Source organism: Janthinobacterium sp. SUN026 (assembly GCF_030397625.1).
In the GTDB taxonomy this organism is placed as follows: domain Bacteria; phylum Pseudomonadota; class Gammaproteobacteria; order Burkholderiales; family Burkholderiaceae_D; genus Janthinobacterium; species Janthinobacterium kumbetense.
Genome location: NZ_JAPQNU010000002.1, coordinates 23620 through 35437, shown reverse-complemented (window position 1 = coordinate 35437; position 11818 = coordinate 23620). Strand labels below are relative to the sequence as shown.

Below are 11818 nucleotides of genomic sequence, written 5' to 3'. Positions count from 1 at the left end.
GGCGCGGGACGTGCCCGCCGCATCCGGCGGGTAAAATCGGCGACCCTTCTCCCCCCGCCGAGTACAGATACCAATGAGTTTTTTACAACTATTTATTCTTTCCATCGTCCAGGGCTTCGCCGAGCTGCTGCCCGTGTCCAGCTCCGCCCACGTCATCATGGCGGAAAAGCTGATGGGCCTGGACCCGACGTCGCCGGAGCTGACCATGCTGCTGGTGATGCTGCACACGGGCACCATGTTCGCCGTCATCGTGTATTTCTGGAAATCCTGGCGCGCCACGTATTTCAGCTCGGCCACCGCCTTCCGCAGCAATGCCTTGCTGCTCGTGGCCGCCACGGCCCTGACGGGCATCGTCGGCTTTGGTTTGCTGAAAGGCATTACGCACGTCATGAGCAAGGATGCGCCCGGCTTTGAAATCGAGCACCTGTTCGGCAACGCGAAACTGATGGCTGCCGCCCTGGCCGCCGCAGGCGTGCTGATCATTGTGTCGTCGCGCCTGCAGGCGCGCCAGCATGGCACCTTGTCCATCGGCAAGGCGATGGTGATCGGCGCCGTGCAGGGACTGTGCCTGCCATTCCGGGGCTTTTCCCGCTCGGGCGCCACCATTTCCGCCGGCATCGCCATGGGCGTGCCGCAGCGCCGCGCCGAGGAATTCAGCTTCGCCCTGGCCGTCGTGCTGACGCCGGCCGTGCTGGTCAAGGAAGGCTGGCGCTTCTACCAGGCCGTGGCAAATGGTAGCCTCGATCATCTGGAACACGGCAACAGCGTGCTGCACCTGCTCGGCCCCAGCCTGCTGGGCATGCTGCTATCGTTCCTGGCCGGCTTGCTGGCCCTGCGCTGGCTGTCGCGCTGGCTGGAACAGGGGCGCTGGCATTTCTTTGGCGCATATTGCCTGCTGGCCTCCTTGGTGGTGCTGTACGTAGGGTAAAATCGCCGGGCTTCTCACATCCCAGCCAGCTCTACTGAAAGCCAACGATGAATTTCGCCGCCACCGCCGCCCTCTCGCTTGCCATGTCCACCGATGCCTTCGCGGCCGCCGTGGGCAAGGGCGCCGCCCTGCACAAGCCGCAATGGCGCGAAGCGCTGCGCACGGGGCTGATCTTTGGCGTCATCGAAGCCATCACGCCCATCATCGGCTGGGCCCTGGGCAGCGTGGCCGCGCCCTACGTGGAAGCGTGGGACCACTGGATCGCCTTCAGCCTTCTGGGCATCATCGGCTTGCTGATGATACGCAATGCCCTTTCCGATGCCGACGAGGAAGAAGCGCCGGCCCAGTCGCACTCGTTCTGGGTGCTGGCCGTGACGGGCCTGGCCACCAGCATCGACGCCATGGTGGTGGGCGCGGGCCTGGCTTTGCTGGGCGCCAACATCGTCGTGACGGCGGCCGCCATCGGCTTTTCCACCTTCGTCATGGTCACCCTGGGCGTGATGCTGGGCCGCGTGCTGGGCACGGTGGCGGGCCGGCGCGCCGAGCTGGTGGGCGGCCTGGTGCTGATCGTCATCGGCTGCGTGATCCTGTACGAGCATATCGGCCATCCGGCCTGAGGCCGGGCAAGGCCTGCGCACGCCATGGCCGGTGGCGCAGGCGACGCGCCACTTTGTGCTACATTCAAGGCTCTGCATTCCTGTCCCGCAAGGTGACCATCATGGAAACTCTTGAGCTGCTTTTTGCCTCGCTGGTGCGCGAAACGGCCGAATCGATACGCGACCACCACGTCCCTTTTGCCATCAAGCACGACGAGCGCGCCTATTTCGAGTGGATGGACGGGCATCCGATCGATGGCTATATCCAGGAAGCATATCGGGAGATCGAAGAAACGGCCCAGCAGATCCGTGCCATCCGCGCTGGGTGATGACGGCGGCCGCAAGCTACTGCGCGGGCGGCTTTGCGGCTGGCGATGCTCACCGCACGTCAGTGCGGTTGCGCTTCTCAGCCACACATCCACTCCGCTCGCTAAGCTTGCCGCTGCCGTCGCGACGTTCGTTGAATCGTGGCTTGAAATGGCGGTCTTGATTCAGATCAAACACTCTGCTGTTCGATACGCGTAAGCAGGTCTGGGCCACGACAATCAGGTCTGGAGGCGGGAGACATGGATCAGGAACAAAAACACCAGATCAGGGGTTATGAATTTCATGTGACGGGGGCGCTGGAGAAGGATGGGCGCTACCGGGGCATGATCTTGATCAGCAAGCGCGGCGATACCTTGCAGGCGTATGCCAAGCCCGTGCTGATTGAAACGCCGAGCAGTTTCAAATCCGTGCATGCGGCCTTGATCGAGGCCTCGGCGTACGCCCAGGAACTCATCTATAACGGCGCCATCAAGGCGCTGCTGCCGGCCGAGGCGCCGCTCGCGGACACGCAGGCTGGTACGCAGGCGCCGCAGCCGCCGGATTTCGTCGGCAACTGACGCCGGCAAGCCAAACCAGCGCCCCGGGCGCGCGTATAATGACGCGCTTTCCCGGATGAAAACGCAAAACCATGGAATATGTGAATCTGCCGCTGGTCTTCCTCGTCGGCTGCGCCCTGATTGCCTTGCTGGCCAAGAAGAATGACTATTCGTGGTACCTGTTTTTCTTCGCCATCGCCGTGCCCACGCCCCTGTTGCTGCTGGCCTTGCCCCATGTGGTGGGCGTGGAGGCCGCTTCTTTGACCTCCGTCCGGCTGGGTACCGCCCTGCTGTTCCCCGTGGCCGGCTTGCTGCTGTCCCTGCGGCGAAAACACTGACCCGCAAGCGGTCTCAGCGTGCCGGCACGCCATCGGCCAGGCGCCAGCCGACGGACAGCGCCAGTTGCTGCGCCTCTTTTTCATTGCTGCAATCGTCGTAATCGCAGGTATCGGCATACGCGCCGCACGCCTGGTTCTGACTGACATACGAGCCGACCCAGCGGCCATCGCGGCGCTGGCTGGCCGTGGCGCTGATGGTAAAACCCTTGTGGATGGTGGGATTTTCAAAAGGCATAATTCCTCCGATGCAAGAAGCGTCAGGGACCTGACTGGCTTCCACTGTGCGCCTTGCGGCCGCCCACGTCTGTACGTTTGACCACACTCACGAAAAGGGCGCGCGCCGCGCTCGCGCCGGCAGGCGATCGGGTATGATTTCCCCATGTGTGGACGATTCGATCAAAATGACACGGCGCGCGTGCTGGCGTCATCCTTCGGCTGGACCGACGCGGTGTTCGACAGCGAGGCGGAAGCGCACCTGAACGTCTCGCCCGGCACCTACCGGCCCATCCTGCACATCCAGGATGGCGTGCACCGGGTCGACGATGTCTTCTGGGGCTACCGCCCCGCCTGGGCCGCCGCGGCCACGCCCGCTCCCGGCAAGAAGAAAATCCCCATCGCCATCAATGCCCGTCTGGAAAAGCTCGCCGGCGCCTACTGGAAACCCTTGCTGCGCGCGGGGCGCGGCATCGTCTGCGTTTCCGGCTGGTATGAATGGACGGGCGAGAAAGGCGGCAAGCAGCCGTGGCACATCCACCGCAAGGACCGCGCGCCCCTGTTCCTGCTGGCGCTGGCCCAGTTCGGTCCCTACAAGGTCAATCGGGAAGAAGCGGGCTTCGTGCTGGTGACGGCCGACAGCATGGGCGGCATGGTCGACATCCACGACCGCCGCCCCGTGGCCGTCAGCCGGGAAGACGCGCACCGCTGGATTGACCCCGCCCTGACACCCGAGCAAGCGCTGCACCTGGCGCGCACCTGCATGCTCGACGTGGACTTGTTCGAATGGCATGCCGTCGACAATCCGCTGGTGCCGTCCGCCAGGGCCAAGCCGCCACCGGCCGCGGCGCAAAGTGCGTTCGACTGGGGTACGGATTAAGGCAGGCGCGCCAGGCGGCGCCACAGCGCTTCCATGGGACCTTGCCTGAAATGGCGCAGCCAGTAGCGGCTCAGCAGCACCTGCCCCGCCATCATCACGACCGCCAGGCCCAGCATCTCGGCGGGACGCAGTGTTGCGCCCCATCCCAGGCCCGGCCCCTGCAGCAGCCAGGTGCCGATCAGCGATTGCAGCAGGTAATTGCTCAGCGCCATGCGTCCCACGGGCGCCAGCCATGCACCGAGCCAGCGCAGCATGAAGGGGCCGGCCAGCATCAGCGCGGCCACATAGCCGGCCGCCAGCACGGGGCCGCCGGCGAACAGGCCCACTTCGAACAGGGCCGTGTCGAACACGGTTTGATACGGATCGGCCACCTGCCACGCGACGGCCCCCGCCGCCAGCAGGTTGAACGGCAAGCCCGCGCCCAGTCCCACGGCACGCACCCGGCGCCACAGGCGCTGGTGGCGCTGCGGCTGCGTCAGCCAGCCGAAACGCACGGACAAGATGCCCAGCAAGAACAGCACGATGATATGCGGCAGCATGACGGCCGAGTACAGCAAGGACACGAGGAAATCGTTGGCGCGCAGCCTGGCGACGGCCCATGCGCCGCCCTGCGTGTAGACCGCGTAGCGCTCCGCAAAGGCTTGCAGGTCGCGCGCGATGTCCGGCGCGCCGCCCTGCTGGCCCACAGGAATCAACAGGCACATGAATAATAGAAATCCGGCCGCCACCAGCCAGGCGCGGTTGCGCACGCGGCTGAGCCTGGCGGACAGCAGGGGCAGGACCAGCATGCCGGCGACGGCATACGAGGTCAGCACGTCACCGCTCCAGATGCAGAAGCCGTGCAGCAGGCCGAACACGAGCAGCCAGCGCAAACGGCGCCGGTAAGCCGCTTGCGCCGCCTCCCAGCTCCCCAGCTGGTGTCGCAGGGAACGTGTCTGCAGGGCAAAACCGGCGCCGAACAGAAAGGCGAAGATGGGGTAAAACTTGAATTGCGCCAGCGCCGCCACGCCGAAAATGACGAGCTGGTCGAGCACGGGCGGCTGCGCCGGCAAGGTGCCGTAGCGCAAGGACAGGCTGCCCCAGGCGAACGACCAGATATTCACCAGCAGGATGCCAAACACGGCGATGCCGCGCAGCACATCGAGCTGCAGCAACCTGCCGGGCTTGGCGCCCGCGGAGTTCAGGACGTTCAGGGGCGCGCCAGGGTCGGGTAATCGCCCACCTGCAGGCTGAAACCGGACGCATCCGATTGCAGCCGCGCCTGGCCGCCGAACGGCAAGGTGACGCGGCGGCGGATGTGGCCGAATTCCAGTCCCGTCAGCACGGGCACGGGCAGGCGCTCGCGCACGTAGGCCAGCATGGCGTCGACATCGTAGCCCTTGTCCATGGGGCTCAGTTTATAGCCGGAAAAGTCACCGAGCACGACCGCTTGCTGGCGCTGGATCACGCCCGCGTGCAGCAGTTGCAGCAGCATGCGCTCGACCCGGTACGGGTGTTCGTTGACGTCTTCCAGGAACAGGATGCCGCCATCGATCTGGGGGAAATACGGCGTGCCCAGCAAGTGAACCAGCATGGCCAGGTTGCCGCCCCACAATTTACCCGTCAGCTCTACCTGCGGATTGCCCGCCGCCGCGCCCGTGACCGTGTGCGTGGGACCGGCCAGGCACGACCACAGTTGATCCAGCGTAAATTGCTCGGGCTCGTCGCGGATGAAATCGTCGCAGATCATGGGGCCGGCAAAGCTGGCGCGGCCCGTTTTTGCCAGCAAGCCCATGTGGAAGGCCGTGAAGTCGCTGTAGCCGACAAACAGCTTGCCGCTGTCCGCCATGCGGTCGAAATCGATGTCGGGCAGGATGCGGCTGATGCCGTAGCTGCCGCGCAAGGCGATCACCACTTGCACGGCCGGGTCGGCGGCGGCCGCGTTCAGCTGCGCCAGGCGGCCCGCATCCGTGCCGCCGAAGCGCTGGAATGTGTGGTCGGGGTCGTAGTAATTGTGGACGGTGGCGCCTTGCGCCTGCAAGCGGGCGATGCCGCGCGCCAAAGCCGCCTCGTCGGGCGCACAACCGCCCGGCGCGACGATGGCGATGCCAATCTCAGGTGTCTTCAAAATATGCCTGGCTAGTCAAGTGGTGGGCGCGCCTGGCTCAAGCTGGCTGGGAGCGCATCTGGGGCGCCATCTTACCTTGCAGATGCACATCGATCAAGGCGAGCAGGCGCTCGATCAGCTGGGGCGGCATGTCGTGCCCCATGCCTTCGATCACTTCCAGCCGGGCGCCGGGGATCAGCGCCGCCGTATCGATGCCGCAGGCGACGGGGATCAAGGGATCGGCCGCGCCATGGATCACCAAGGCCGGGCAACTGATGCTCGGCAGCAAGGCCGTGCGCTCGCCCGAGGCGGCGATCGCCACCATTTGCCGCGCCACGCCTTCGGGGCAACTGCCCCGCTGCAGCGCCGCTTCGATGCGCTGGTACAGCAATTTTTCCGACACGGGATAAGCGGGACTGCCGATCACGCGCACGGTGGCGGCCATGTGCGCCATCAGTTCGGCGCGACTGGCGTTGCGTTTCGGGCGTTGCAGCAGCGCATTGCGCGCGGCCCGCGTGGGGCCGGGCAAGCCGCGCCGGCCGCTGCTCGACATGATGGAGGTCAGGCTGAGCACCTGCAGCGGCGCGCGCGCCGCCATCACTTGCGCGATCATGCCGCCCATCGACACGCCGATCACGTGCGCCTGGGCAATCCGCAGGGATGCCAGCAAGCCCAGCGCGTCGTCCGCCATGTCATCGAGGGTGTAGGAAGTCTTGAGGGGCCAGCCCAGCAGGTTTTTCACGTAGGCCAGCGGCAGATACGGCTTGCCCGCCAGCGCCATCTTGCTCGACAGGCCGCTGTCGCGGTTGTCGAAACGCACCACCCGGTAGCCTTGCTCGACGATGCCTTCGACGAAGTCCGCCGGCCAGGCAATCAGTTGCATGCCCAGGCCCATGACCAGCAGCACGCACGGGTCATCGGGGTTGCCGTGGCTCTCATAAGCTATGTTGAGGCCGTTCGCCATGATGGTTGCCATGATTGCCTCTCTTCCAGGAACCAGCACGCAGGCACGATCGCTGCGGCCTTGCAATCAGCATACCACTATTGTGCTTCAGACATGAGACCGGCACGCGGTACACAAGCTGAAGTGTTGCCGCGCCGGTACGGCGCGCGGCAACCGTGCAGAATCATCGCTACTGCTTACTTGGCCTTCGGCAAGGAATCGGCCAGATCCACCCAGCTTTGCGGCTGCGGTTTGCCGCGCTCGCGCACGCCGAAGAAGGAGACCACTTGCGTGCCGTCGTTGTCGAAGAACTCGACGGAAGTGACGCCGCCGCGCTTGACGATCCAGCCGCTGCGCAGGGCCGTGTCGCGGATGTGTAGGTTGAAATCCGGGTCCAGCACGTTGAAGAAGCCGCCGGCGGCCATGGTTTTCTCGATCTTGCCGCTGTAGATCTGCGTCAAGCCTTCATTGCCCAGGAACACCATGATGGCGACCTTGTCCTTGGCCGCGTTTTCCAGCAGGGTGCGCAGCGCCGCTGGCGTCACGCGCTCGACCACGCCGGCCGGCGCCAGGCGCAGGGCCTGTTCGCGCGACAGGTGGAATTCGCGCATGATTTGCGCAAACTGGTGCACGTCCGTCATGTCTTTCCAGGCCAGCTGGAATTCCTTGACGTCGATCTCGGCATCCGGCTTTTCCGCCGCTTTCGGCGCCACGGCCAGCACGTTCAGCTCCGCGCTTTGCTGGGGCATGCGGAAGGTCGCCACCAATTTATCGTAGACGGCCACGCCCGGCTCGTTGCGCAGGTAGATCTTGTGCACGGCCGTGCCGTTGGCGTCGAAAAATTGCAGGCTGCGCGTCGGCTTGCCATCGCGGCCCGCTTGCTCTACCGCAAATGCGTATTTCCAGTTTTCAAAGTGGAAACGCAGGTCGATCTTGCCGCCCAGGTAACCGCCGGCGATATTGCGCTGGCGCGCCTCCGTTTCCGGGTCCTTGGCGTCGGCCTGCTCGGACTTATCGCCCGCCTGCTTGAATTTGCTGGCGACGCCCGTCGTTTCGATGACGCCGTTTTCATTGCGCGTGATCGCTTGCACGGTGCCCAGGTCCAGCGCGGCGCGCATGATTTCGCGCGGCTGGTTGCCGTCGGCCTGCAGGCGCGTGACACCCTTGCCGATGTTGGTTGCCAGCAATTGCGCTTCGGATACACCCAGCGCGCGCGCCGCGTCGCGGATCTGCAGCTTCGGCTGCTCCGTGCGCAAGGTGGACCAGCGTTCCGCCAAAGTGGCTGGGGCCGCGTATGCGTTTGCGATCAGCAGGCTGCCTAGCAGGGATAGAACGAGTTTGGATAACTTCATAGAGAGACCATTCAATCAAACATGGAAAAAAAGAGGGGCAAGCACCCCTCCCCGGTAAAAATCAATAGTTGACGCTGAGGCTGGCGGCGACGTTGCGGCCCGGCTTGGCGTAGCGCTCGATCTCCAGGCGGCTGGCAGCCGTGGTGCCGGAGGCCAGGCTGCGCGCGGCGGCGTAATCCCAGTACTTGCGATCCGTCAAGTTGTACACGCCGACGATGATCTTGGCGTTCTTGTGCACGTTCCAGTAGGTCGACAGGTCGAAGATGGTGTACGACGGCACCTTGAAGAGCGGCGCGGTCCCGCCCATCAGCAAATCGTTCGGCGCCTGTTTCTCGCCGGCATGCAGCGCCGTCAGTTCCAGGCCGAACAACTTGTTCGTATGGTCATAGCCGAAGGTCAGCGCCGTCTTGGCCGGCGCCACCGAGGCCAGGCCGCCGCTCTCGCCCGTCAGGGTATTGAAGGAGCGGCCCTTGGCCACGCCCGTGGCCAGGTCGACGCGGTAGCCCTGCATGGCCGGCAACCAGGCGCCCAGCTCCGCGCGCAGGCTCAGCTCGGCGCCCCAGGTGCGCGCATTGCCGATGTTTTCCGGACGGAACAGGCCCAGGGTGAGGGTCGGGTAATTCACCGGATCCAGCTCTTGCGCCACGTACTCGATCATGTTCTTGTACTCCGTCTGGTAGACGGACGCCTGCATGCTCAAGCCCCTGGTCACGTCGCCTTTGAGCCCCAGTTCATATGCCTTGCTGGTTTCCTTGCCCAGATTCGGATTGCCCAGCACGGCATAGCCATTCCCCGTGCCCGTATAGCTGATGGAATCATAGGTACCCGTGCGTTCGATCGCCGTCGGCAGGCGCGTGCCGCGCGTGAACGTGGCGTAGGCTTGCATTTCCGGCAGCACTTCCACGGACAGGCTCAGGCTCGGCGTGAAGTAGGAATCGCTTTCCTTGCGCACTTCCTTGGCCGCATTCGGCACGCCGATCAGGTAGTTCTGCAGGTTTTTCGGCTCCAGTTTGCGGTAGTCGGCACGCAGGCCCGGCGTCAGCACGGCTTTCTTGCCGCCCAGGTCGAAACTGAGGTCGTCGCGCACGTACAGGGCCAGCTTGGTGGCATCCATGTCGGCCATGCGGTTCTTGCGCGTGATCTGGTGCTCGCCCGTGGCGATGAGGGTGCGGTCTTCCATCCAGGGCCGGCGCGATTTGGCCTGTTCCAGCTGCACGCCGTACAGCAGCGCGTTGTCGGCGTTAAGCTGCTTGAACGCTTCCGAGGTCAGGCCGATGCTGTCATTCTTGAAGCTGGTGTCGATGGCGCGCAGGGAGTTGCCGCGGTAGACATAGCGCCCCTTGCTCTTGTCCTCGATCTTCGCGTTCTGCAGGTAGACTTTCGAGGTCAGGCGGTCGAACAGGGCGAAATCCTTCAGCACCACCTCGTGGCCCAGGCTGACGCGGGTGCGCTTGGTGGTGGAATCCTGCTGCACGCCGTCCGGGTACATGGCGCTGACTTTATTGTTGAGGTCGCGCTTGTTCTTGCGTTCGAACATGTCGACCGTCAAGTCCAGCTTTTGTTCGCCCGGCAAGGCCCACACCAGCTTCGACAGCAGGGCGTTCGAATGCCAGTCATCCGGGTTGACGGTGGCGCTGCCGCGGCTGTCCAGCTGCTCGCCATCGCGGTGCACGTACACGGCCAGGCCTTGCAGACTGGCGCCGATCTTGGCGGCGCCAGTCAGGGTGTGCGCATTGCTGCGGTCCACCGTGGCGCGGCCGTATTTATACGCCACGTAATGGTCCACCCCTTCACCCAGGTAATCTTCGGGCGACTTGGTGATGAAGGCCACGCCGCCGCCCAGGCCGGGATTGGCGCCGCTGACGGCCGTCGTGCCCGAATCGATGCGCACTTCGCGGAAAGTTTCTGGATCAAAATAATCGCGGCCCATGCCGAAGGCGTTCATGTTAGTGCTGTCCGGCTTGGGTGCCGCGTCGGGCAGGGAAATGCCGTCGAGTTCCAGGCTGACCCGGTTGCCTTCCAGGCCGCGGATGTTGTAACCGGTATTGCCCGCGCCATCCCACATGCCGCCGCCGCCCGAGGCCGCCATTGACGTGCTGATCAGCGGCTGATAGCGCACGACGCCGGCCATGTCCGTCACGTTGCGGCGCTCCAGGTCGTCGCTGCGGATCACTGTCTTGGTGCCCGCGCGGCGCTCGTAATCCTGTTTGGCGTTCACGACGATTTCCGGGAAGACAGGCAGCTTGGCCGGTTCCTGCGCGGCCGTGCCTGCATTGATGGCGGCGTTTTGCGCGGCCACGGGCAGCAGCGGCGCGGCGAACAGGCCCAGCAAAGCGGCGCGCAGCACCAGGTTATGGCGGCGGACAGGCAGGTGAGCTGGGGATACGACGGGTGCAGCGAGGCGCTGCGTAGGCACAGTAGTCATGATGATCCGGTGGAAGAGTAAAGGCTGGCTCTTGAACCCGGATCGATAACGAAAGTGTTAACGATGTATAAGGAAAGTTTGCTGGCGAAAACAATACTGTAACACGAATCATTCTCATTTGAGAATGGCAAAGTGGTCTAGACAGATGTTATTTCGCAACAGTTATGAAAAATGCCAGCCGGGGTGGCCGGCATGGCTGTCACGCGGGACAAGGCCATGGCGGCCCCGCCCTGACTGGCCCAGAATCAGGCCGGCGGATGGGCCAGCTTGCGCGCTTCCGCCTGCGCGCGGCGGCGCTCGGCAAAGAAACGCTTGAGGAAAGCGCCGCACTCATCGGCCAGCACGCCGCCAGCGATGGCCGTCTGGTGGTTCAGCGCCGGCTGCTCGAACAGGTTCAGCACGGAACCGCAGGCGCCCGTCTTCGGGTCGCCCGCGCCGTACACGACGCGCGCCAGGCGCGCATGCAGCATGGCGCCCGAGCACATCACGCACGGCTCCAGGGTCACGTACAGCTCGCAGCCGGGCAAGCGGTAGTTGCCCAGCTTTTCGGCGGCCGCGCGCAAGGCAATGACTTCCGCATGCGCCGTGGGGTCGTGGCGGCCGATGGGCTGGTTGTAGCCGACGGCGATGACTACCCCATCCTTGACGACGACGGCGCCGACGGGCACTTCGCCCAGATCCCATGCGTGCTGGGCCTGTTCCAGGGCCAGCTGCATGTAGCGCGCGTCCTGCGCGCTAGCGTGCGTTTCAGTCATCGGTCACTTCTGCCCAGCAATTCGGCGTTTCATGCAGCACCAGCTTATGCAGGTGCAAGCCCGTGCCGAAATGGTCGGTAAATGCGGCTTTCAGGATCTCGAAGGCGATGCGCGCCAGGTTTTCCACGGTCGGGATGCGGTCGATGACGACGGTTTTATGGTCGGGCAGGCTGGCCAGGAAGTCGCGCACGGCCGTATCTTTTTCATACACGAGGAAGGCGTGGTCCCACACATCGACCAGGTGCTGCTTGGCCAGGGTTTTCACGTCGGAAAAGTCCATGATCATGCCATTGTCGGAATTGCCTTCCGCTTCGATGACCTTGCCGACCAGGGTGATTTCCACCGTGTAGCGGTGGCCGTGCAGGTTGCGGCACTGGCTTTTGTGGTCGGGAATGCGGTGGCCCGCGTCGAATTCGAGCTTGCGTGTGATAGTCAGCAT

General features: G+C 64.4%; 14 protein-coding genes. 6 read left to right on the top strand and 8 right to left on the bottom strand.

Annotated features, from left to right (window positions below; all coding sequences use genetic code 11):
- Window positions 1-73: 73 nt before the first annotated feature.
- The 5 genes from OX459_RS09875 to OX459_RS09855 all read left to right on the top strand — a co-directional run bounded on the left by OX459_RS09875 (window position 74) and on the right by OX459_RS09855 (window position 2725).
- Complete coding sequence (locus tag OX459_RS09875) at window positions 74-928, top strand: undecaprenyl-diphosphate phosphatase (RefSeq protein WP_289904862.1); 855 nt, start codon at window positions 74-76, stop codon at window positions 926-928.
- Window positions 929-975: 47 nt separating this feature from the next.
- Window positions 976-1545, top strand: a complete 570-nt coding sequence (gene mntP / locus OX459_RS09870; RefSeq protein WP_070218395.1) for a manganese efflux pump MntP — start codon at window positions 976-978, stop codon at window positions 1543-1545.
- Between the two features lie 101 nt (window positions 1546-1646).
- Complete coding sequence (locus tag OX459_RS09865) at window positions 1647-1853, top strand: hypothetical protein (protein ID WP_289904861.1); 207 nt, start codon at window positions 1647-1649, stop codon at window positions 1851-1853.
- Between the two features lie 237 nt (window positions 1854-2090).
- Window positions 2091-2408 (top strand): hypothetical protein, encoded by a 318-nt coding sequence (locus OX459_RS09860; RefSeq protein WP_289904860.1) that lies wholly within the window; start codon window positions 2091-2093, stop codon window positions 2406-2408.
- A gap of 71 nt (window positions 2409-2479) precedes the next feature.
- Complete coding sequence (locus OX459_RS09855) at window positions 2480-2725, top strand: hypothetical protein (RefSeq protein WP_289904859.1); 246 nt, start codon at window positions 2480-2482, stop codon at window positions 2723-2725.
- Window positions 2726-2738: 13 nt separating this feature from the next.
- On the opposite strand, the gene OX459_RS09850 is transcribed toward OX459_RS09855, so the two are convergent.
- On the bottom strand, window positions 2739-2960 hold the full coding sequence (locus tag OX459_RS09850) for a hypothetical protein (protein WP_099667857.1): 222 nt from the start codon (window positions 2958-2960) through the stop codon (window positions 2739-2741).
- Window positions 2961-3104: 144 nt separating this feature from the next.
- Between OX459_RS09850 and OX459_RS09845 the strand changes: the two genes are divergently transcribed.
- Window positions 3105-3818: an SOS response-associated peptidase family protein gene (locus tag OX459_RS09845; RefSeq protein ID WP_289904858.1), complete on the top strand. Its 714-nt coding sequence runs from the start codon at window positions 3105-3107 to the stop codon at window positions 3816-3818.
- Here the strand turns inward: OX459_RS09845 and OX459_RS09840 are convergent.
- The 7 genes from OX459_RS09840 to queD form a co-directional block, all read right to left on the bottom strand.
- A complete protein-coding gene (locus OX459_RS09840; RefSeq protein WP_289904857.1) occupies window positions 3815-4972 on the bottom strand; it encodes a DUF418 domain-containing protein in 1158 nt (385 codons plus the stop codon). The two genes, OX459_RS09845 and OX459_RS09840, sit on opposite strands and share 4 nt — an antisense overlap.
- A gap of 35 nt (window positions 4973-5007) precedes the next feature.
- The gene (gene ldcA, locus OX459_RS09835) at window positions 5008-5925 is read right to left on the bottom strand and encodes a muramoyltetrapeptide carboxypeptidase (protein WP_289904856.1); all 918 of its coding nucleotides are present in this window, start codon (window positions 5923-5925) and stop codon (window positions 5008-5010) included.
- Window positions 5926-5962: 37 nt separating this feature from the next.
- The gene (locus OX459_RS09830; protein ID WP_251348585.1) at window positions 5963-6880 is read right to left on the bottom strand and encodes an alpha/beta hydrolase; all 918 of its coding nucleotides are present in this window, start codon (window positions 6878-6880) and stop codon (window positions 5963-5965) included.
- Window positions 6881-7044: 164 nt separating this feature from the next.
- The gene (locus tag OX459_RS09825) at window positions 7045-8199 is read right to left on the bottom strand and encodes a ChuX/HutX family heme-like substrate-binding protein (RefSeq protein WP_289904855.1); all 1155 of its coding nucleotides are present in this window, start codon (window positions 8197-8199) and stop codon (window positions 7045-7047) included.
- Window positions 8200-8260: 61 nt separating this feature from the next.
- Complete coding sequence (locus OX459_RS09820; RefSeq protein WP_289904854.1) at window positions 8261-10624, bottom strand: TonB-dependent hemoglobin/transferrin/lactoferrin family receptor; 2364 nt, start codon at window positions 10622-10624, stop codon at window positions 8261-8263.
- Between the two features lie 245 nt (window positions 10625-10869).
- On the bottom strand, window positions 10870-11379 hold the full coding sequence (gene tadA / locus OX459_RS09815; protein WP_289904853.1) for a tRNA adenosine(34) deaminase TadA: 510 nt from the start codon (window positions 11377-11379) through the stop codon (window positions 10870-10872).
- Window positions 11372-11818: a 6-carboxytetrahydropterin synthase QueD gene (queD, locus tag OX459_RS09810; protein ID WP_035819191.1), complete on the bottom strand. Its 447-nt coding sequence runs from the start codon at window positions 11816-11818 to the stop codon at window positions 11372-11374. Before queD ends, tadA begins: the two co-directional genes overlap by 8 nt.

Bases quoted from the DNA above. Each gene is read 5' to 3' on its own strand.
- OX459_RS09875 (WP_289904862.1), top strand. From the start codon at position 74: ATGAGTTTTTTACAACTATTTATTCTTTCCATCGTCCAGGGCTTCGCC.
- mntP (WP_070218395.1), top strand. From the start codon at position 976: ATGAATTTCGCCGCCACCGCCGCCCTCTCGCTTGCCATGTCCACCGAT.
- OX459_RS09865 (WP_289904861.1), top strand. From the start codon at position 1,647: ATGGAAACTCTTGAGCTGCTTTTTGCCTCGCTGGTGCGCGAAACGGCC.
- OX459_RS09860 (WP_289904860.1), top strand. From the start codon at position 2,091: ATGGATCAGGAACAAAAACACCAGATCAGGGGTTATGAATTTCATGTG.
- OX459_RS09855 (WP_289904859.1), top strand. From the start codon at position 2,480: ATGGAATATGTGAATCTGCCGCTGGTCTTCCTCGTCGGCTGCGCCCTG.
- OX459_RS09850 (WP_099667857.1), bottom strand. From the start codon at position 2,960: ATGCCTTTTGAAAATCCCACCATCCACAAGGGTTTTACCATCAGCGCC.
- OX459_RS09845 (WP_289904858.1), top strand. From the start codon at position 3,105: ATGTGTGGACGATTCGATCAAAATGACACGGCGCGCGTGCTGGCGTCA.
- OX459_RS09830 (WP_251348585.1), bottom strand. From the start codon at position 6,880: ATGGCAACCATCATGGCGAACGGCCTCAACATAGCTTATGAGAGCCAC.
- OX459_RS09825 (WP_289904855.1), bottom strand. From the start codon at position 8,199: ATGAAGTTATCCAAACTCGTTCTATCCCTGCTAGGCAGCCTGCTGATC.
- OX459_RS09820 (WP_289904854.1), bottom strand. From the start codon at position 10,624: ATGACTACTGTGCCTACGCAGCGCCTCGCTGCACCCGTCGTATCCCCA.
- tadA (WP_289904853.1), bottom strand. From the start codon at position 11,379: ATGACTGAAACGCACGCTAGCGCGCAGGACGCGCGCTACATGCAGCTG.
- queD (WP_035819191.1), bottom strand. From the start codon at position 11,818: ATGCTGACTATCACACGCAAGCTCGAATTCGACGCGGGCCACCGCATT.